Origin of the sequence: Acetobacter malorum (genome assembly GCF_001580615.1) — a bacterium.
Classification (GTDB): Bacteria; Pseudomonadota; Alphaproteobacteria; order Acetobacterales; family Acetobacteraceae; genus Acetobacter; species Acetobacter malorum.
Genome location: NZ_LHZC01000045.1, coordinates 81,709 through 102,817 on the forward strand (window position 1 = coordinate 81,709; position 21,109 = coordinate 102,817).

Annotated in this window: 17 protein-coding genes; 10 read left to right on the plus strand and 7 right to left on the minus strand. The window is 51.6% G+C overall.

Features of this window, described 5'->3' with window-relative positions; genetic code table 11:
- Nucleotides 1–34: 34 nt before the first annotated feature.
- On the minus strand, nt 35–2,296 hold the full coding sequence (locus tag AD930_RS06080) for a primosomal protein N' (protein WP_061505495.1): 2,262 nt from the start codon (nt 2,294–2,296) through the stop codon (nt 35–37).
- A gap of 122 nt (nt 2,297–2,418) precedes the next feature.
- Here AD930_RS06080 and AD930_RS06085 point away from each other — a divergent pair, with 122 nt between their 5' ends.
- Genes AD930_RS06085 through AD930_RS06095 form a run of 3 tightly spaced genes read left to right on the plus strand, consistent with a single transcriptional unit; the run spans nt 2,419 to nt 5,314 of the window.
- Nucleotides 2,419–3,399 (plus strand): tyrosine recombinase XerC, encoded by a 981-nt coding sequence (locus AD930_RS06085; RefSeq protein ID WP_061505496.1) that lies wholly within the window; start codon nt 2,419–2,421, stop codon nt 3,397–3,399.
- Entirely contained in the window at nt 3,399–4,361 is a 963-nt protein-coding gene (gene pip, locus AD930_RS06090; RefSeq protein ID WP_061505497.1) for a prolyl aminopeptidase, read from the plus strand. Before AD930_RS06085 ends, pip begins: the two co-directional genes overlap by 1 nt.
- Before the next feature lie 2 nt (nt 4,362–4,363).
- Nucleotides 4,364–5,314: a retroviral-like aspartic protease family protein gene (locus AD930_RS06095; protein ID WP_061505498.1), complete on the plus strand. Its 951-nt coding sequence runs from the start codon at nt 4,364–4,366 to the stop codon at nt 5,312–5,314.
- Nucleotides 5,315–5,366: 52 nt separating this feature from the next.
- Here AD930_RS06095 and AD930_RS06100 read toward each other — a convergent pair whose 3' ends face one another.
- Together AD930_RS06100 and AD930_RS06105 are read right to left on the minus strand one after the other, a co-directional pair.
- Nucleotides 5,367–5,861, minus strand: a complete 495-nt coding sequence (locus tag AD930_RS06100; RefSeq protein WP_061505499.1) for a hypothetical protein — start codon at nt 5,859–5,861, stop codon at nt 5,367–5,369.
- A gap of 332 nt (nt 5,862–6,193) precedes the next feature.
- Nucleotides 6,194–7,594, minus strand: a complete 1,401-nt coding sequence (locus tag AD930_RS06105; protein WP_061505500.1) for an ammonium transporter — start codon at nt 7,592–7,594, stop codon at nt 6,194–6,196.
- 547 nt (nt 7,595–8,141) lie between these two features.
- Here AD930_RS06105 and AD930_RS06110 point away from each other — a divergent pair.
- The 3 genes from AD930_RS06110 (at nt 8,142) to AD930_RS17720 (ending at nt 12,447) form a co-directional block, all read left to right on the plus strand.
- Complete coding sequence (locus tag AD930_RS06110; protein WP_156476879.1) at nt 8,142–9,827, plus strand: hypothetical protein; 1,686 nt, start codon at nt 8,142–8,144, stop codon at nt 9,825–9,827.
- Between the two features lie 99 nt (nt 9,828–9,926).
- Nucleotides 9,927–10,838, plus strand: coding sequence for a glycosyltransferase family protein (locus AD930_RS06115; RefSeq protein ID WP_061505502.1), 912 nt, complete (start codon nt 9,927–9,929; stop codon nt 10,836–10,838).
- A gap of 37 nt (nt 10,839–10,875) precedes the next feature.
- Nucleotides 10,876–12,447, plus strand: coding sequence for an SGNH/GDSL hydrolase family protein (locus tag AD930_RS17720; protein WP_156476880.1), 1,572 nt, complete (start codon nt 10,876–10,878; stop codon nt 12,445–12,447).
- Between the two features lie 82 nt (nt 12,448–12,529).
- Here AD930_RS17720 and AD930_RS06120 read toward each other — a convergent pair whose 3' ends face one another.
- Nucleotides 12,530–12,868 (minus strand): P-II family nitrogen regulator, encoded by a 339-nt coding sequence (locus AD930_RS06120; RefSeq protein ID WP_061505503.1) that lies wholly within the window; start codon nt 12,866–12,868, stop codon nt 12,530–12,532.
- A 225-nt stretch (nt 12,869–13,093) separates the two neighbouring features.
- On the opposite strand from AD930_RS06120, the gene AD930_RS06125 reads away from it, so the two are divergent.
- Nucleotides 13,094–14,347, plus strand: coding sequence for a UbiH/UbiF/VisC/COQ6 family ubiquinone biosynthesis hydroxylase (locus tag AD930_RS06125; RefSeq protein ID WP_082781726.1), 1,254 nt, complete (start codon nt 13,094–13,096; stop codon nt 14,345–14,347).
- A gap of 143 nt (nt 14,348–14,490) precedes the next feature.
- A complete protein-coding gene (gene cysE / locus AD930_RS06130) occupies nt 14,491–15,252 on the plus strand; it encodes a serine O-acetyltransferase (protein ID WP_373320463.1) in 762 nt (253 codons plus the stop codon).
- Nucleotides 15,253–15,293: 41 nt separating this feature from the next.
- Here the strand turns inward: cysE and AD930_RS06135 are convergent, their stop codons facing one another.
- From AD930_RS06135 to groES, 3 genes are all read right to left on the minus strand, one after another.
- Nucleotides 15,294–17,516 (minus strand): HAD-IIIC family phosphatase, encoded by a 2,223-nt coding sequence (locus tag AD930_RS06135; RefSeq protein WP_061505504.1) that lies wholly within the window; start codon nt 17,514–17,516, stop codon nt 15,294–15,296.
- 295 nt (nt 17,517–17,811) lie between these two features.
- On the minus strand, nt 17,812–19,452 hold the full coding sequence (gene groL, locus AD930_RS06140) for a chaperonin GroEL (RefSeq protein WP_043550517.1): 1,641 nt from the start codon (nt 19,450–19,452) through the stop codon (nt 17,812–17,814).
- 60 nt (nt 19,453–19,512) lie between these two features.
- The gene (gene groES, locus AD930_RS06145; RefSeq protein ID WP_043550518.1) at nt 19,513–19,806 is read right to left on the minus strand and encodes a co-chaperone GroES; all 294 of its coding nucleotides are present in this window, start codon (nt 19,804–19,806) and stop codon (nt 19,513–19,515) included.
- 210 nt (nt 19,807–20,016) lie between these two features.
- Between groES and AD930_RS06150 the strand changes: the two genes are divergently transcribed.
- Nucleotides 20,017–20,742 carry a dienelactone hydrolase family protein gene (locus tag AD930_RS06150; RefSeq protein WP_061505505.1) on the plus strand — a complete coding sequence of 242 codons (726 nt, stop codon included), beginning with the start codon at nt 20,017–20,019 and terminating at the stop codon, nt 20,740–20,742.
- A gap of 70 nt (nt 20,743–20,812) precedes the next feature.
- Entirely contained in the window at nt 20,813–21,016 is a 204-nt protein-coding gene (locus AD930_RS06155) for a cold-shock protein (RefSeq protein ID WP_043550519.1), read from the plus strand.
- The last annotated feature ends 93 nt before the right edge of the window (nt 21,017–21,109 follow it).

Consider the following 21,109-nt stretch of genomic DNA (forward strand, 5'->3'; position numbering starts at 1 on the left):
TCCTGCGGTTTTACGACAAAATGATGCACTATCGTTATAAAAAAGACACCGGGTCGATATCCACATCCACCCGCACCTGCCGCTCCAGCTTCACCAGCCCCAGCCAGCGGCGCAGAATGGGCTGCACGGCAATGGATTTACGAGTGCGCAGCAGCAAACGCCGCCTGTGCCGCCCGCGCAGAATGGCCATGGGAGCCGGGGCGGGGCCAAGAACCTGAATGCCATCCCCATAAGGGGCTACGCGCCCAAGAGCTGCGGCGGCATCATCAGCGGCCACGGCGGTGTCCGCGCTCACAATCAATGCTGCGAGCCGTCCATATGGCGGCCAGAAGCCGGGGCGTCTCTGCTCGGCTTCCTGCGTCATGAACGCATCAAAATCGCCCGAAAGGAGGGCCTGCATCACCGGATGTTCCGGCGTGTAGCTTTGCAGTAAAACGCGGCCCGGTGTGCTGGCGCGTCCGGCGCGGCCTGCCACCTGATGCAAAAGCTGGATGGTGCGCTCGCCCGCTCGGAGGTCACCCCCGCCAAGCCCGAGATCCGCATCCACAATGCCAACCAGTGTCAGATGTGGAAAATGCCAGCCTTTGGCGACAATCTGCGTGCCAATCACCAGATCAACTTCCCGACGGGAAATCTTGCCAACTGCTTCCGCCGTGGCGGCAGGGCCGCCCAGTGTGTCACTGGCCATCACCAGAATGCGGGCATCGGGGAACAGATGGCGGGCTTCTTCCGTAATGCGCTCAATGCCCGGCCCGATGGGCGTCAGGCTTTGCTCCGCCCCGCAGGAGGGGCAGGCTTCGGGCATGGGTTCGGTATGGTCGCAAAAATGGCAGGAGAGGATTTTGCGGTTCCGGTGTTCCACCAGCCAGGCGGTGCAGTGAGGGCATTCCATCCGGTGTCCGCAGGCTCGGCACAAGGTGAGGGGGGCATAGCCGCGCCGGTTGAGGAACAGCATGGCCTGTTCCTTGCGCTCAAATGTTGCGGTCAGTTCTTCCGTCAGGGCCGGGGACAGGAACAGCCCGCGCGGCGGCGGATGGTCCCGCATGTCCAGAATACGGGTTTCCGGCAGGGCCGCGCCGCCATGGCGGGAGGGTAAAACCAGATGCCGGTAGCGTCCGGCCTCCACATTGGCCAGAGATTCCAGACTGGGCGTAGCTGAGACCAGCACAATAGGGAACCCCGCCAGCCGCGCCCGCACCACGGCCATATCCCGCGCACTGTAGATGACGCCTTCTTCCTGCTTGAACAGGGCCTCGTGCTCTTCATCCACAATAATCAGGCCGAGGTTTTTAAACGGCAGGAAGAGAGCCGACCGCGCCCCCACCACCACCGTGGCGCTGCCGTCTGCCGTGCCGTGCCATGTCAGGCGGCGTGCACGCTGGCCGACTTCCGAATGCCAGATGGCGGGCTGTGTGCCAAAACGGCGGGTAAAGCGCTCCATCCACTGCGCGGAAAGCGCAATTTCGGGCAGCAGAACCAGCGCCTGCTTGCCCTGTTCCAGGCAGGCGGCAATGGCTTCCAGATAGATCTCGGTTTTGCCGGAGCCGGTTACCCCTTCCAGCAGCGTGACGGAAAAGCGCCCTTCCGCCACGGTCTGGCGTAAAGCGTCTGTAGCCTCAGCCTGTGCGCCTTCCAGCACGGGTAAATTATGGAACGGGTCCGGGGCGGCAAAGGCGCGTTCCGGCCCAAGGGGAACGGGGGTTAAAGCCCCCGCATCCGCCAGACCTTTCACCACGCCGGGTCCAACACCTGCGGTAGTCGCAAGGTCCGTGGTGGTGCGGGCCGTGCCATCGGCCAGCAAGGTCAGCACTTTCTGCCGGGCAGGGGTCAGGCGCAGTCCATCTGGCTGGGGAAATGCTGCCAGCCAGCCCGTGGAGGGTGTGGGCACGCCGCGCATATGGAGCCGCAGCGTCATGGCCAGCACCATGCCGGGGGCGGAGAGCGTATAGGCCGCCACCCAGTCTACAAAGCGTCGCAGTTCGGCCGTGAGCGGCGGCAGTTCCAGCCGTTCCGCTACAGGGCGCAGCTTTGCCGCATCCACAGTGCGTTGGGGTGGTGGTGCAAATTCCGGGGGCAGAGAGCTGGTAGCATCCCACACCACCCCGGTTTGTCTGCGGTGGCCGAGGGGGACCGTTACAATATCACCGGGTTGCAGCGCCATCTCTGCCGGGGCTGCATAATCAAACGGACCGGGGAACGGCATGGGCAGCAGCACAGACACTCTCTGGCGTGCAGACCCGGCAGCAGAAGCCGGAGGCCGGGCAGGCTGAGGAGAGGGGGAAGGTGCAGGCGCCATGGGGTTCTATGTAAGCGGAGGTCCGGTTAAAGAACAGTGCTTGCGAAACCATAAAAACTCTGAACAAGTCAGCAGGGCCTTCAGAGCATGCTGAAGAGCGCAGATCTGTTTGAGAGGGTGCGATGACAGCGGAAGAAGCCGTCCAGAAATTTCTGGAGTGGATGGCGACGGAAAAGCGGGCATCACCCCTGACCATTGATGCTTACCGGGCTGATCTGGCGCGGTTTTTGGGTTTTATGACTGAGCATCTGGATGGCCTGCCGGACATGGCCGGACTGGGGCGCATCAGCCTGAGAGATTTTCGCGCCTGGCTGGCGCAGGAACAGGCCCGCTCCGCAGCATCCCGCACTCGCCAAAGCACACCAGACCGGGCTGCTCGCACACGGGCGCGGCGCGTGTCTGCCGTGCGCTCCTTTTTCCGGTATCTGGCCCGCAGGCAAGGGGTGGAAAACCCGGCCGTGGCCCTGCTGGCGACGCCCCGCAGCAAGAAACCTCTGCCGCGCCCCCTGAGTGTGACAGATGCCAAGGCGGTGCCGGAAGATATTGCAGCCCTGGCCCTGACACCCATGGCGCAGCAGCGCGATGGGACTTTGTTCCTGCTGCTCTATGGCTGCGGGCTGCGTATTTCCGAGGCGTTAAATCTCAATATTTCCGACCTTGGTACGCTGACGAGCAGTGGTGTGCTGCGCATCAAAGGCAAAGGCAACAAGGAGCGTCTGGTGCCCGTGCTGCCCGCCGTGCAGCAGGCGCTGGAGACGTGGCGCAAACGGCATCCGTCTCCGCTGCCAGAGTCGCCGCTGTTCCCCGGTGTGCGGGGCGGTCGGTTGCAGGCCGGTGTGGCACAGAAAGCTATGCGCGAATGGCGGGCATTGGCCGGTTTGCCAGAGCATGTGACACCGCACGCTCTGCGGCACTCTTTTGCCACGCATCTGATGGAAGGCGGCGCGGATTTGCGCGTCATTCAGGAGTTGCTGGGGCATGCCAGCCTGTCCACCACACAACGATACACTCTTGCGGATGAAGCCCGCCTGCTTGATGTGTGGAGCCGCGCGCACCCGCGTGCGCAAAAAACTGCTCAGCCGAGAGAAGGAACACGAGACTGATGACCGAGGCCCTGCGCGCTCCCTGGCCCGCTATAGACCCTTACGCCCATGGCTATCTGGATACTGGAGAAGGGCACGAGATCTATTGGGAAGAATGCGGCAACCCGCATGGTATCCCCGTAGTGTTCCTGCATGGTGGCCCCGGTGGCGGGTGTTCCCCCGCACAGCGGCGTCTGTTTGATCCGTCCCGTTATCGGATTGTGCTGTTTGACCAGCGCGGCTGTGGCCGCTCCAAACCGCATGCCTCGCTTGAGAACAACACCACATGGCATCTGGTGGCGGACATTGAACGCCTGCGCGTTTTCTTTGGCATTGATAAATGGGCTGTTTTTGGCGGCTCATGGGGCTCTACGCTGGCGCTGGCCTATGCCCAGACGTACCCGACCCGCGTGACGGCCCTGATGCTGCGCGGCATCTTTACGCTGCGGAAGGCTGAGTTGCTCTGGTATTATCAGGAGGGAGCCTCCTGGCTGTTCCCGGATAAATGGGAAGATTTTCAGGCCCCCATTCCGCAGGCAGAGCGTGGGGACATGATGGCGGCGTATCGCAAGCGTCTGGTCTCTGATGATGTCGCCGTTCGGCAGGAAGCGGCTGTGGCGTGGAGCCTGTGGGAAGGGCGTACGCTCACCCTGCTGCCAGCCGCTGACATTGAAAACCAGCATGAAGAGACTGATTACGCTCTGGCGTTCTCACGGATTGAAAACCACTACTTTGTGCATGGGGGCTGGCTGGAAGAAGGGCAGCTGATCCGTGATGTGGACCGTATCCGGCATATTCCAACCGTCATCGTGCAGGGGCGTTACGATATGGCGACCCCCGTGCGCACCGCGTGGGATCTGCATAAAGCCTGGCCGGAAGCAGACTTCAAACTGATCAACGCAGCTGGCCATGCGTTGTTTGAACCCGGCATTCTCAGCGCGTTGCTGGATGCCACAGACCGCTTTGCGCGGGAATTAGGCTGATCATGCGCACACGGGCAGTTCAGGCAGCACTCTTCACCGCATTTTGTGCGGCGGCCTCACCTGCCTTTGGTACGCAGGCGGCCACTGCTGCGGAAGGGCTGTGCCATCATGAACGGATTGCCCGTGTGCCTTTGCATGATGATCTGGGGTTTCTGAACATCCCGGTCGAAATCAACAACCATCCAGCACGTATGATTGTTGATACCGGGGCAGAGGGAAGTCTGCTCTCCCCCGAGGCTGCCGAGGGTTTTGATGTCCAGCTCGACCCGTCTGTTCATACCCTCATGCACGGCACGGGCGGGGTCGGGCGGATGGTGCCGAATGGTGTGGTACGATCCCTCACGCTAGGGGGGCTGGAAACCGGCCCCATTTCCATGCCGGTTGGGGATCTGCCGGGAAAGCCTGTCACGCAACCTCCGGTTGAAGGTCTGGTCGGAGGGGATCTGCTTTCCCACTATGATGTAGAATTCAATGTTGCGGAGGGCTGGCTGACTTTCTGGTCCGTCAAAAGCGGTTCTTCCGCCTGTGCCGGGCCAGTGGACTGGCATGTGATTTACCGGGCCGTGCCGCTGGAGTCCGCCGGGCGACGCGTGATTGTGCAGGTGCTGCTGGACGGCATGCCGTTGCGCGCTTTGGTGGATAGCGGGGCACGCTCTCGTATTCTGTCAGATAAAGCCGCTGAAAGGCTGGGGGTTACGGCCCGCATTTTAGCGGCCGATCCGGGGGGGCTGACCAGTGGGGTGGATGGCCATACGCAAGTCTATCACTGGCATAAATTCCACACGTTCCAGATTGGGCAGGAACAGGAAAAAGCGCCGGTTCTGACCGTCGCACCCATTCATGATTCTGTGGATATGCTGCTGGGGTCAGACTGGTTTGCGGCGCATCGTGTCTGGATTTCGTATCAGACGGGCATGCTCTACGTCATGCCAGCGCTCAAGCGGCGGAATTAAACGCCCGGACTTGAAAAAAGCCGGGGCACCTTGTGGATGCCCCGGCCTTTAATCAGCCTGCTTTCAGGTGGGTGTTGCACTGGCTGTAATAGCCGCCACCCTTCTGAATCCATTTCAGGCTGCCATTGCCGGTACCGGCTTTATTAGCGTTGTACTGGTCAAGGCAGGTCTTCATGCGGGCTTTCCCGGCGCTCAGCTTGGCATACTGCGGAGCAACAGTGCTCGGGAAGACAATGCCAGCCGTGGTGGCGGCAGCTGCCGGAGCGGCTGTGCTGGCTGCGGTCGGTGCTGTTGCCGGGGCAGCGGGAGCGGCCTCTTTTGCGGTTTCTGCCGGAGTTGCTGCGGTCGTGGCAGGCGTTGCGGCGGCATCACATTTAGCAGCTTTGAACTGCTTGTAGCTCTGGCCATCCAGCGTACCGGCGGTGCGGGCCGCAGCAAAGCTGGCATGACATTCCTTTGCGCTCAGGGCATGAGCAGCCGGAGCGGAAAGGGCGGTGGCACAGCTCAGAGCCAGTGCTGCAAGCGCAAAGCGAGCGGAAGATGTCATAAGGAAAAACCTCATCCAAATACCAGGGCTGGAAGATGCAGCACCATGCCGCAGCGCCCTGACTATCGTTACATCTTATGATGAATAAATGTGTTTGGAAAAGGGTTATCCCCAGAGGGCTTATGTAAGTCGTCTACATAATCATGCTGGCAGCGTGGCCTCATCTTCTCTGATGCAGCTTTTCCGTCATTGTCGTCTGGAATGCTTGTCCGAAGAGATGAAGATGAGTGGTCCGGCAACGGAAGCGCGCTGAAAGTGCCATAAAAAAAGCCCCTTCCGGCACAGAGGCGGGAAGGGGCTTGAACAGTAGAACGACGAGACTGAGGAGAGGGTTAGTTGATCCGTTCCCCATGCAGGGACATATCCAGCCCTTCCAGTTCTTCATCGGGGGTCACACGTAGGCCCATGGTCAGATCAATGGCCTTCAGCAGAACAAAGGAGATGATGCCGCACCATAGAATGGTGACGATAACGGCTTCCCCCTGAACCATGAACTGATGTAGAGAGCCGGTAATACCAGACGGATTGGCATCCGTGGCAGAGAGCGGACCATAAGCAAACAGACCCGTCAGCATAGCCCCGACGATTCCGCCCACGCCATGCACGCCAAAAGCATCCAGACTGTCATCATAGCCCATCATATGCTTCAGCGATGTGGCGCTCCAGTAGCAGATCACACCCGTAATCAGGCCGATGATCAGCGCGCTGCCCGGCAGCACAAACCCAGCGGCCGGCGTAATGGCAACGAGACCACCCACGGCCCCGGAAATTACACCCAGCACGGTCGGTTTGCCGCTGCGCAGCCATTCAACGAGCATCCAGGCCACACCGGCCCCGGCAGCAGCAATCTGCGTGGTGGCCATAGCCATGGCTGCGCGCCCGTTCGCCCCGACAGCCGAACCAGCATTAAAGCCGAACCAGCCAACCCAAAGCAGAGACGCGCCAATAATGGCGTAGGTCAGATTGAAGGGAGAGAGATCATCCTGCCCGAACCCTTTGCGCTTACCCAGTACAAGAGCGCAGACAAGCCCGGCAATACCGGCATTGATATGCACGACGGTGCCGCCTGCAAAATCCGCAGTCCCCAGACCGGCCAGCCAGCCCATAGGACTCCAGACCCAGTGCGCAATCGGCGCATAGACCAGCAGTGACCAGAGAACGGAGAAGATGCACATAGCGCTGAACTTCATGCGCTCTGCATACGCGCCGGAAATCAGGGCAGGGGTGATGATGGCGAACGTCATCTGGAACATCATGAAGAGGCTCTCAGGAATCGTCATCGTCGTGGCATTGGGAGAATCCGCGCCGAGCGTGAAGGCAATATCAGCCCCGTTCTGGATATGCGCGCCAATCCCGTTCAGGAACATGCGCGACACGCCACCAATCCACGGTGTGCCGGTGGTGAAAGCCAGAGAATACCCAGCGACCATCCAGACAATGGACATGATGCAGCACAGCGCAAAGGACTGCATCAGCGTTGCCAGCACGTTCTTCTTACGCACCATACCTGCATAAAACAGCGCCAACCCGGGAATGGTCATCATCAACACAAAAGCCGTGCTGACCAGCATCCATGCGGTATCGCCGGTATCAATAGCCGGGGCGGTATCTGCAGCCTGAGCAAAGCTACTTCCAGTAATAAGAAAAAAGCTGCCAGTACCTAACGTGGCTAACAGAGGCAGTTTTTTAAAGCTGTTCGCAGGAAGCGACGCTATGAAAGGCAGCAATGTCATAGGGCCAGGTAATCCTTTTCGAGGAATAGCGTTAGAGGAATCGTGACTGCAGGCAGAATGATTAGCATGAATTTATATTTTGACGTAGCTTATCCGAAACGAAAAATTGAATTGTATTTTATTTTCTTCTGAAATATAAAATTTAAAAAAACAAATAAAAAATTAATATAATTATAAAACAAAAATTTATTTCGTGTTTTTGTTAAAGTATATTTTCACATAGTGAAGACTAAATCATTTTTCAGCGCAGATAGCTTTATGAGTACCTTATTCGCATGATCTGCATTGGATATTGAGTGTCAAGATTTTACGATGTGAGCGAGGCTTTATCCAATTGGTTTGATTGCGGGGAAGAGAGCAGATTAATGCAACGTGCCTTTTAAGGAGCGATAAATAAGAGGTGTGTGTGCCTAAAAAAGGGAATAAAATCAAAGTTTATTACGCTGTATGTGGTGGGTGGAGAGAGAAGCGCTCAGGCTTTTATCTAAAGATAAAATGTGCTAGAAAAAAAATAAAATATTTCATATCATAGGTGGTCATAATCGCGATGAATGCTCAACATAAAAACACTTTTATTTTGGTGAGTTGGCATGGGCACGTTTTGTATGCTTCGAATGAAGCATACAAATGGCTGTATTGGCTACAAAATGATAATGATCCTGTTGTCCTACGAGAAGGGGATGAGTTCTCTATAGAAGTGGATGGAGTGTCATTTTTTCTTACCTCCTCAGGAGGGGAGTGGGTTTTCTATGATGGTACAAAATATTTATGCTTGAATGAAAAAGAAGAGATAATTAAAAAAACGAATGATGTTAATTTGAGTGAGAAATTTTTCTTAGTTGATTTAAATTTTTATAAGTTATTTTCTGATAATTTTAGAGGGATTTGGGTTAGTAATGCTCAAGAATGTATAGGGCCAGAGGGAATACGATTTGGGCATGGAAATCGTATTAAGTTTGGCAAATACAATATATCGCATGATGATGTGATAAGAAGTAGATCTCAGGAAATCGCTTTTGATAATGGGCAAACTGTTTTTAAGAAAGTGAAAAATTTTCCGGTTTCGAAAATCCATATTCACCCAATGGGAAATATTGCAAATAGAGCATTGCAGTATTTGGTTGCAAAAAACATACAGTTGCTGTGCTCCGGTTTGGAAATAGAAAACATTTTTTTGCCTGAATGGGGAATAGACACACGGGTTGAGCGTTTACCGTCATCGCGCTCATGTACGCTTAGTTGGAATAGATATTGGATTGATGTGCCAGGATTGGCGGATTGTTTGAAGCGGCATGTGATTGATACTTTGTTTCTTGATGCTTTTTGTTTCAATATCGAACATTTCCCATCAAGAGACGTATCTCGGGAATTGTTGAGAGATTTGCAAATTGATCAATCCATCCAGGGCTTTGGGATGGATGAAATTGTTTTTAACATACGAGGCGGGGAAGTCCTCGAGAATGTTCAAAAAGATTATATAGTATTGCCAAAAGAATACTATCAAATGATCATCCAAGAATCTGGCTTAAAACCAGTATTTTTTGGTCAAATTGGAAATAATGAATATTCGAGATATTTAAGAGAGGCATTTCCTGATGCGCGTTTCATTGAGGGGAAGGGTGCTATTCATGATTTTGAGGTATTGAGGCAGTCATTTAATATTGCAATTGCCGTAAGTACGTTTTCATGGTTGGCGGCATGGCTCAGCCACGCACGAAATATTTATATGCCTATTGGGGGTATATTTAACCCCAACCAAATGAAGCTTCAAAATTTTCTACCTATTGGAGAAACGAGTTATAAATTCATCGCTTTGCCATATATGGAGGCTGAAAATCTTTATACCAATCAAAAAGTATTTTTTGAAAAATTAGATAATTGCGCACGTTATATGAGGTTTGTTGATCATGATACTGCTCAGAAAATCTTAAGTGACTCAAGGAGTTCTTGGGCACCACAGCCTATTGTAAATGGATTTGAAGAGGACTTTTATATACAGAGCAATAAAGATGTTGATAGCAAATTATACATTACTGAGTTAAGTGCGCTTCAGCATTACATCCATATTGGGTATCAGGCAAAGGTAACATCTAAAGCATTTGACGAACAATTTTATCTTAGGAGATATCCTGACGCCGCATATGAGGTTGGGGTAGGGAAATTTGCTACACTGTTCGATCACTATATTAAAAAAGGTCAACATTTGGGTTATGTTGGTAAAGGAAAATTATAGAATTTAATGATTTGAAGAATAATTGTATTCTTGAGAGAAAGAATCAATATGTGTAAAATCGAAGTTATATAACTTCCTGTTTGGGTTAGGAAAAAATATATGAAATGCGCTGCTGTTACTTATGTCTTCAATGAAGATATCAATTTGGCTATATGGGTTAATCATTATGGGAGACAGTTTGGGAGAGAAAATTTATTTATCATTGATTCTGGATCTACATTGCCTCCACCGATAGATCTTTCTGGAATTAATGTGATCCGTTTGCCTAATATTCCTTTTGATGACGTTAATAAATCATTCGCCCTTTCGTCACTGCAAAGGACTTTGTCACGCTACTATGATGCCATTGTTGTGTCAGATTGTGACGAAATTTTAGTCGCTAATCCGCAGAAATATGTAGATCTAAAAGATTATATTCAGCGTGGACTTTCTGACTATGTGACTGCAATTGGCTTGAATGTTGTTCACGCGATTGATCGTGAAGGTCCGATAGATTTTGACAAACCCCTCCTTGAACAAAGACACTACGCTATTTTCAACAGCTTCGAAGTGAAAACGTTATTAACAAAAATTCCTCTCAAATGGTCTCCAGGGCTTCATTATGTTAATGTGAAGCAAAAATTTGATCATGATCTATTTAATTTCCATCTAAAATTATTTGATTATGAAATATCAATGCGGCGCCACCAAAGTAATAAAAATAATATATGGAACGATGAAAATGAAATGAAAAATTCTCATCACCATACTCCTAATAATGTATTTTTCAATTCTACGTTTAAACCAGTAATTGATATGTTATCTCAAAATATAATTGATGATTTTAATTTCGATGAGAAAATAAAAAAGTTAACCGATAGTATAAAAGCGGAAAAAATAATAAATCTTGATAAGAGTATTAAAAATAGCAATGAAGATTTTTATTGTTTTGATAGGCAAGAGTACCAGTTTGTGAGAATTCCAGATTTCTTTTGTAATGCTATTGATTTCCCTAAAGAGATAAGTGGTTAAATCATGGGCTAATAATTTTTGCAGGAGAGGATTTTTTATGAACAATAATTGTTCTTTATCTGGAGCTTATTATAATGTTCAATGGATTAAAGATGTAATTGATTGTGCCTATAAGCATGATAGACGAATATTAGACGTTCCCAAAGGTAGTTTGCTGTTAGGGGATAATTCAGATTCATTAATGCAGAGCCTGCAACGCGTCATATTGCGCGGCAGTGCCCGTATGTCAGGAGCACGCGAAAAGACCTGTCATCCAGAGCATTTGGCCTTTCCCAGATTATTTAGGCCAACTCTGCAAGCTCAACATTTGAAAAATTTCCGAAAAAAAATTTCTGAAAATAAAGAAATAAAATGGGTTTTTTCAGGGGATAGTATTCTTTCTATTGGAGCAGATATTGTCTCCCCATCAGAGTCTCCTGTATATACATGGAGTGATGAAATAAAAAGACAAAATTTTGGTGCAAAAATAAATTTTTACAATTTGTCTATTCCAGCAACACGATGGGATGACATGGCATCAGATACAGAATGTCCGGCATGGTGGCCTGCGTCGCAGGGAATATTGTGGTTAGATTATATTATTGGTTTGAAACCAGATGTCATGGTGTTTTGGTTTGGTGGTAATGATTCAGAAAACATAAATCCATCTGCGATGGATCTTATAATAGGGCGGATTGAAAAAGAACTGCCTGGTTGTGATATATTGCTTTGCGTTACTTATCTTCCGTCTTCTGGAACTCCAGAGCATGGTTATGCAACGGTAGAAGGCCAGCATGGGCGTATGATTTCTCAGAATTATACGCGTAGTTATGCTGCATGGCGAGGGAAAGGGTTTTTAGATTTCGGACGCTGGCATCGTATGGTTCGAGATGGGTATGATCCATGTGAAATGTCACTTACGCGAATTGAGCCAAGCCTTAATAGTGATTTTCCGTCATTTGAAAAATTATATAAAACCCAAGATAAAAGATGGTTTTTCCCGACATGTGCGAATGATAATTTGGTATATGCAAACCAATGCACTGATTGGGCGATAGGATTTTCTTTTTCTGAATTCGTTAGGAAATTTTCTTTTCCACTTTCTGGTCTCTCTTGTGATGCTCGTCCTAATAGATGTCATGTTACATTGGAAGAGGGGCGTATAGTGGTATTAGTTGAAAATGGAATTCCGGGAGACTGTCGAATAAAAGTAGACACGGAATTTTATCCCAGAACAGACAGACCTTCATTCTTCTCTATTATTCTAAAGAATAATAGGTTAACCATTTCTACCCCCCATAATGATTGGAACCCTGATGCAGGCTCTGTAATATTAGGGGGAGGGTTCGTAGACATTTTTGATATGCATATTCCAAGATTTGGGGGGCGTTATCATCCATACTTAGAAACAGATACAGATCAAACTTTAACGGTTTATAATTTGTGTGTGGCTGATAGTTCAAGGGCTGATGGTGGATGTACACGTTTTATGCCGTGTATGAGTGATTTAGATTTATTCCAAAGAAGCTTCTCTGCTGGTGGATCCAATCAGTATCATCAGAATACTAATGGCGTAAGGGAGACGTTAGCTCCTGTAATCAGGCAAGAGAATTGGTGTGGATTATCATAAATATGGATCAATAAAAATGAAAAATTTATGAATTTATCGTAGAATAATACTCTTTCACTATTATTCTACGATAAATATTTATTTATAAAGCAGTATCGCCAGTTTCTCGTGTTCTAATCCGGATAACGCGATTCAGCTCACTCACAAAAATTTTTCCATCACCAATTTTACCCGTGTGAGCGGTATCCAGGATGGCCTCAATGACCTGATCAGCCAGAGCATCGGAAACTGCAATCTCGACCTTGATCTTCGGGAGAAAACTGATCCGGTATTCTGCACCACGATAAATTTCTGTCTGGCCTTTCTGGCGTCCAAAACCTTTAACTTCAGAGACAGTCAGGCCCTGAATGCCAAGCGGGGCAAGAGCTTCACGGACATCATCAAGCTTGAAAGGCTTTATAATCGCGGTCACCAGCTTCATGAGATCCAAATCCTTGCTCTTTTTGCTGGCTGAAGGGCGCAGAAAGCAGCCAGCATTCAGCCTCTATATAAATCTTGTATGCGCAAATATGCCAGATTTTTGGCGGGTTGACGAGCCTCCCTCTCTGGCCTTTCTGCCGGGGTGGGATAAAAGGAGAGTGGTTTTTTGCTCGTGGCCAGTTTTCAGGCCTTTGTCAGCGGGCACTGTGTATGAGGGATAACGTCAATGGCTGCCACGTCTGCATCTGCTGTTCAGAATGCTGTCACGTCTTCGCATCCGCCCGTGCAGGATGTCGATGTGTGCATTATCGGAGCTGGCCCTGTAGGGGGCTCTCTGGCGTGTCGCCTGGCTGTGGAAGGTATACGGGTTGCGATTGTTGACCGTGCCGATCTGCCGCCCATGGAACATCCTGATTTTGATGGTCGGGCGTATGCCATTGCCGCTGGCCCCAAAAAGCTTCTGGAAGAAGCGGGTATCTGGGATGTCCTGCCGCTTCCTGCGGGGCCGATTGAAGATATTCTCGTAACAGATGGCCGGCCGGGTGAGCCCGCTTCTTCTCTGTTTCTGGAATTCACGCGGGAAGATGCGCATCAGCCTTTTGGCTGGATGGTTGAGGCGCGGGCCTTGCGTGTCGCGTTGAATTCCCAGCTTCATACGACGCCGAACATTACGGTGCTGGCCCCTGCAGAAGCTAAAGTAGTCAGAAAGGCGGAAGGTGCCGAGATCCATCTGAAGGACGGCCGCTCATTCAAGGCCTCTTTGGTGGTAGCCGCTGATGGCCGCAAAAGCCGTTTGCGTTCTGAGGCAGGTATTCCGCTGACAAAGCTGTCTTATGGACAAACGGCCATTGTGTGCGCGATTGCCCATGAGTTTCCGCATGATAACGGGGCTTTGGAACATTTCCTGCCTGCGGGGCCGTTTGCACAGCTACCAATGGCCGGGACCGAGGAGCATCCTTATCTTTCCGCCATTGTCTGGAGTGATAAAGATGCTCTGGCTCAGCGTTTTGCTGATCTGCCCGATGAGATGTTCGCGCGCGAAGTCGAGCGGCGTATGGGCAGTAACCGGCTCGGAAAAGTAACCCCTGTCGGTCGCCGTTGGGTTTATCCTCTCTCTGCTCAATATGCTCAGCGTTATACAGATACGCGTCTGTTGCTGGTTGGGGATGCTGCACATGGTATTCACCCGATTGCAGGGCAGGGGCTTAATCTGGGGTTCCGGGATATCATTGCCCTGAGCGATATTTTGCTGACCGCCCATGCCAAAGGTGAAGATTTGGGAGCGCCCGCTCTGTTGGCGCGCTATCAGGCGCGCTGTCGCCCAGCTAATATGCTTATGCTTGCGGCGACGGATGCGCTTGATAGGCTGTTTAGCAATGATAACCCGCTGATCCGACTGGCTCGTGACGTGGGGATTGCAGCCGTTCATCGCCTTCCCAGGTTAAGAAAGGCCTTTGTAAAGCACGCCATGGGGCTTTAAAGCGAGACGATAACCGCAAAAGTCAGCTGCTTTCTGAAAGAAAGGACCTGCGTATGAACAGGCCGCACGTGTCTTCTATCCTCTCCAGCCATTTTGACGAATTCAGTCTGTGTTCGCCAAAACTGGAACTCCTGTGGCAGGAAATGGTTGAGCAGGCGTGTGTATGTCATGACCCGCTGGTACGGGGATTGCTGGCAACCGGAATACGAAGCCACGCAGATTTTGCCTCTGCGCTGGCGGCTTTGCTGGGACGAAAGCTTGGCGATAGGTCTGTTGCTGCAGATGCTCTGGCAGAGTTAGTGAAAGAAAGTTTTGACGCACAGCCAGAGATCGTCTGTGCCGCAGCAGCTGATATGGTGGCTATTCGTGAGCGTGACCCGGCATGCCCGGATTACGTGACGCCATTCTTGTTTTTCAAAGGTTTCCATGCGGTTCAGAGCTATCGGGTTGCGCATTGGCTTTGGTGTGCGGGGCGTCGGCACTTAGCTTTGCATTTGCAAAGTCGTGGCTCAGAGCTTTTTGGGGTGGATATTCACCCCGCAGCGCGTCTTGGGCGTCGTATTCTTTTTGACCACGGGACAGGCATTGTGGTGGGGGAAACGTCCATCATTGAGGACGATGTCTCCATCCTGCAGGAAGTGACTCTGGGTGGGACGGGGAAGCATTCGGGGGATCGGCATCCCAAAGTAAGGCGAGGGGTGTTGATCGGCGCAGGCGCAAAAGTGCTGGGAAATATTGAAGTTGGGGAAGGGGCGAAAATAGGGGCTGGTTCAATTGTTTTGGAATCGGTACCGCCCTTCACAACGGTGGTCGGCAATCCCGCACGGAAGGTCGGCACGAGGCATTCGGGCATGCCAGCCTTAAGCATGGACCAGATGCTTCCACCGATTGATTACATTATCTAAGAAAAAGCCCCCGTATCTTTGAGGATACGGGGGCTTTTTTATCAGGCCTTCTTGATGTGAAGTGGCATCATAGGCACTTCGTCACCATCCAGAATAAATTGTCTGACGCCATCCTGCGGCGCGATTTCCCGGAAACCGGCGCGCAGATACACTTCCCGGCAAGGGGTGTTGTCAGGCGTTTCTTTGATTGTGGCCGTGATGTCTGTTTCACCCGTACGGGCGGAGCGTAGAAGTTTGACAGCTTCCGCAACGACAAACTCTTCGACTTCCATACCCAGAACACGGCAACTCATCACGTATTGCGTGATTTCTGTGCCTTTCAGGTAAAGGACACCAACAAGCCCATATTCGGTGAATTTATCTTTGACCTTGAACGCAAGAATTTTTCCGTCAGTCTTCAGGAAATCAGCGATGTTTTCAAAAGACCAGCGTTGGCCGTTCGTGTTGAACTGATTGGTCTTGTTGGTCAGTTCGAGGGCGCGACCAAATTCAGGCTGATCGGTGCTGGTGATGTTGATGAACGAGACCTCGCAGTGAAGAGAGGCAAGGAATTCAGACCTATCCATTGTGGAACGGGTTTCTTCGCGCTCAATCTGGCCGCGGATCATTTCTTCACGCTTGCCAGATTCTTCTGTCATACGTGCAATCTGAGTCTCAGCAGACCAGAGGAGAATACGGCGCGTCAGATAAGGATTGCCGCCGATAACCCGAACATCCGGCAGAGCAGACGCAACAGCAGCACGCTCTACAGGGTTGTCATCAACAAAAACCACACTCTTTGGCTTAATGTTGAACTCTTTACAGATTTCAGAAATATTCTGGGCTTTTGGCGTCCAGTTGATTTTGACGGACGAGAAGTCGTCCAGTGAAATCAGCTTGGGCTCAATAACATCGTCCCATCTGTTCTTAACGTATTCATAGTCATTTTTAGAGCAGATCGCGACAAGGATGCCGCGGGCCCGCAGGTAGTGAATGGCTTCCCAGATCCCGAGCGGCCACCCGTCAGTCCGGGGCCAAGGCTGTGCTTCCGGGCGATAATGTTCGGCAATCTGGCCACGCCACAGCGTGTTATCCAGGTCAAACACCACCGCCTTAACCTGATCCACCTGCTTTGTGGTCCGGTAAGCCGTGACCATCTGACGGAAGATAGCATCAAGGAATGCATCTTTTTTAACAGGATAAACTGTTTCCAGAGGAGGAATAGGCTCGTTTCTGGCAATGGAGCCAAAATCATCCCAATCCTGATAGGTCACAGCGCCATGCGAATAGAAATAAACGAGGTCATCCAAAATGTAACGTTTACCAATTGTTGATGCGACGGCGTCAACATTCAGAAGGTACGCGTTCTTATAGCTGGCGACTTTTTCGTTCAGATAGTCATTCAGTCGCTGAACAATCGTTGCCAGATCATTGTTGCTGCCGCGTTCATACATGCTGGACGCGGTGCTCATCTGCGGCACAATGAAATTGGAGACGAATGTCAGCAGGCCATGTCGCTCATTGTAGATCATCGCGCTGGAAAGCATGGCATCAATGATGCTGTAAGCGTCCTGCAGGATGGTCTTGGTAAAGCCTTCCTCGTTAAAACGAAAACCCCAGATTACGCGGTCGCTCAATACAGAGCGGAGCGGGATCTGCAGGTACTGAAAGTCGTAGTCCAAGACAGGCGAGGGGGGCGCTTCAGGAAGAACACTGACGAAATTATAGGGGATATAATCAAATGTCGTTTCAGGGTGCCGTGTCTGAAGCTGCTCATGGTAAAGCGCGGTCAGGCAGGAACCAACCAATAGCACTTTCCCGACTTTTACGTTTGTAACTTCAAGGTCAGACGGGAACAGAAATTCAGCATCTGACAGGCCCGTTGGTAAGGGTGAAGGTACAGCTTCAGGCGATGGGGCAGGCTCTGCTACAGTCTGGGGGTGTTGCTCTGGGGAGAGCTGAGGCAGATTCTGTTTCAGAATAAAGCGTGTTTCAGGAGCAGAAGGATGCTCCAAAATTATATTTATGCGTCCTTCAGGATCTCTGAAAGCTTCAATGGAGCGCCACATCAAAGAGCCGTCTTCTCCTAAAATAAGGAGACGGTAATTTTCTATACGCCAGGAACGTTCATTATGGTGATGATAGCCATCTATTTTTCCATTAGGACTAAGGATAAATGATTCTGTTAGAAAAAAATCACCAAGCGGACCAAACGACCATGTGCCCTCTGTAAGAGGAGGGGAAATATTTTTGGGAGGCCCTTGGAAATCTTTTGTTTCAATCATTTTTACTTAACCTGCTTGTAATAAACGATCTCTCAGGGTGGATTACCCACAAGAGGGCTTCTGACGCGTCTTTGAGGCATGGCTAAACCTCATTCTGGAAGAAGTATATCTCTCTGGGCGCTAGTTTGCCACGTGCTCCACTCATGAATTTTTCTGGCAGCAAGGGGATTGAGTTAAAATATCACGAAATAGAAAGGGCGGACGCGACTATAAGTCACATCCGCCCTTTCTATGATATTTGTGAAATCGAAAGCTGAGTAGATCAGCTTTCGATCACGCAATCAGTGTGTAGGACTTAGAAGTCCATACCACCCATACCACCCATGTCAGGGCCGCCAGCCGGAGCGGCTTTCTTTTCAGGGCGTTCTGCAACCATGGCTTCCGTGGTGATCAGCAGGCCAGCAACAGAAGCTGCGTCCTGCAGAGCCGTGCGGACAACCTTGGTCGGGTCAATGATACCGGCATCAACCAGGTTTTTGTATTCGCCAGCCTGTGCGTCGAAGCCAAAGGCGTATTCGTTGGATTCAAGCACCTTGTTGGCGATAACCGCACCATCTTCACCAGCGTTATGAGCGATCTGGCGCAGCGGAGCCTGCAGAGCCTTGCGGATGATGTCGCCACCAACGCGCTGATCGTCATTGTGGTAGTGCAGGTGAGACAGGTTGGCAGAAGCCCGAGCCAGAGCCGTGCCACCACCCGGAACGATGCCTTCTTCCACGGCAGCGCGGGTTGCGTGCAGAGCGTCGTCAACGCGGTCTTTGCGTTCCTTGACTTCCACTTCCGTGGAGCCGCCAACGCGGATCACGGCAACGCCACCAGCCAGTTTGGCCAGACGTTCCTGCAGCTTTTCACGGTCGTAGTCAGAGGAGGTTTCCTCGATCTGCGCACGGATCTGCTTGCAACGGCCCTTAATTTCTTCGGACTTGCCAGCGCCATCAACGATGGTCGTGTTTTCTTTGTCGATACGGACTTTTTTAGCCGTGCCGAGCATGGGCAGCGTGACGGTTTCGAGCTTGATGCCGAGGTCTTCGCTGATGACCTGACCACCGGTCAGGATAGCGATGTCTTCCAGCATGGCTTTACGACGGTCACCAAAGCCCGGAGCCTTAACAGCAGCAATTTTCAGGCCACCGCGCAGCTTGTTGACAACCAGAGTTGCCAGAGCTTCACCATCCACGTCTTCTGCAATGATCAGCAGCGGACGGCCGGACTGCACAACAGATTCAAGCAGCGGCAGGATCGGCTGAAGAGAAGACAGCTTCTTTTCATGGATCAGGATGTAGGGGTTTTCCAGATCAGCCGTCATCTTCTCCGTGTTGGTCACGAAGTAGGGGGAGATGTAGCCACGGTCGAACTGCATGCCTTCAACCACGTCCAGCTCGGTCTGGAAGTGCTTGGCTTCTTCAACCGTGATGACGCCCTCGGAGCCAACTTTCTGCATGGCTTCGGAGATCATCTGGCCGATTTCGGCTTCACCGTTAGCGGAGATCGTGCCGACCTGAGCGGTTTCCGCCGGGGTGGTGATCTTCTTGGTGTTCTTCTTCAGTTCCTCAACAACGGCGGTGACAGCTTTGTCGATGCCGCGTTTGAGATCCATCGGGTTCATGCCAGCAGCAACGGCCTTGTGGCCTTCGCGAACAATAGCCTGAGCCAGAACGGTTGCCGTGGTCGTGCCGTCACCAGCGATATCGTTGGTTTTGGAGGCCACTTCGCGCAGCATCTGTGCGCCCATGTTTTCGAACTTGTCAGCCAGTTCGATTTCTTTGGCAACAGACACACCGTCTTTGGTGATGCGCGGTGCGCCGAAGCTCTTGTCGAGCACAACGTTACGGCCTTTGGGGCCCAGCGTCACTTTTACTGCGTCAGCAAGGATGTCAACGCCACGCAGCATACGCTGGCGAGCGTCACCACCAAACTTTACGTCTTTGGCAGCCATATCAAATTCTCCTGTGAGAGATCAGTTTATAAGGTCGAAAAGCGGATCAGCGCGTCACACTCAGGCGGAAATCACGCCCAGAATGTCGCTTTCTTTCATGATCAGCAGCTCTTCGCCGTCGATCTTCACTTCTGTGCCGGACCATTTGCCGAACAGAACGCGGTCACCGGCCTTGACATCAAGCGCCACAACCTGCCCCTGCTCGTTACGAGCGCCAGGACCTGCGGAAACGACTTCGCCTTCCATCGGCTTTTCTTTTGCCGTGTCAGGGATGATAATGCCGCCAACCGTCTTCTCTTCGCTTGCGAGACGACGAACGACTACTCGGTCGTGTAAAGGACGAAACTTCGTCATTATGGATCGCTCCACATTCTTTTTTGCTGCGGTGGCGCCCTTGTCAGGAAGCGACACCACCTGCATCTACCGCGCGTAATAAACGCCGCGTTGCGTTAGCACTCCCACCCCGGGAGTGCCAGAACAGGAGATAGGTTTGTCCTCCTCCTGAGTCAAGAAATGTGGAAAACTTTCTTCAACCTTTAATTTTCACTCACAGGGAGTCGCATCATGGGACAAATCATCACACTTAAGGCTGCGGATGGGCACGAATTTTCAGCCTATGAAGCCGGCCATGCCGACATGCCCTATGCACTGGTTTTGGTGCAGGAAATTTTTGGCGTGAACAGCCATATCCGGCATGTGTGCGACACATTTGCCGAGCACGGTTTCCACGTTATTGCTCCCGCCTTGTTTGACCGTGCCGAGCCCGGCGTGGAGCTGGGCTACGAAAAAGCTGATATTCAGACAGGCCTCGCGCTGCGTAGCCGTATTCCGCTGTCGGAAACGCTGCTGGATCTGGAGGCGGCCTCGACTGCGCTGAACGCAGCAAAGGTTGGCATTATCGGCTATTGCTGGGGCGGCCTGCTGGCGTGGGAAGCGGCGTCTCAGACTAACAGCTTTGCGGTTGCTGTCGGCTGGTATGGGGCCGGCATTGCAGCACGTATTAGTGAGACTCCGCGCTGCCCTGTTCAGCTTCATTTTGGTGAAGCCGACACCACCATTCCACACACAGATGTGAGTACCATTCGCTCCGCTCATCCTGAGATTGAAATTTATATGTATGACGGAGCAGGGCACGGCTTTGGCTGCTCACAGCGGGCGTCGTTTGATCTGGATGCCTATGAACTGGCGCAGAAGCGCAGTGTTGCCTTTCTGGAAGCGCATCTGCGGTCCCATGCCGGACATGGAGCACCGGCAGAGGGTATTTTGATTGACAAGACCGCATCTTCGTGACCCGATAAGTACATCCTGTAACCGGTCATATGGTTGTCCGGTAGGAGATATCAGGGAAAGTTACCCGCCTATGCCGACCGGTACAGTTAAATGGTTTAATGCCACTAAAGGCTTTGGTTTCATCGCACCTGACGATGGGGGCAAGGATGTCTTCGTTCATATCACAGCTGTGCAGGCTGCTGGTCTGCGTGGTCTGAATGAGAACGAGAAAGTCTCATACGAACTCGTGACCGAGCGTGGTAAAGTTGCCGCGACTGAACTTAAGCCGATCTAAGTCGGCTTAAGACGAAGGGCCTAAAAGCCCGGACGTGCGTTTTGGTCTGCCTGTTTGGTCTGCTTATTGGGGTCCAGCTGGCAGCCGGACTGC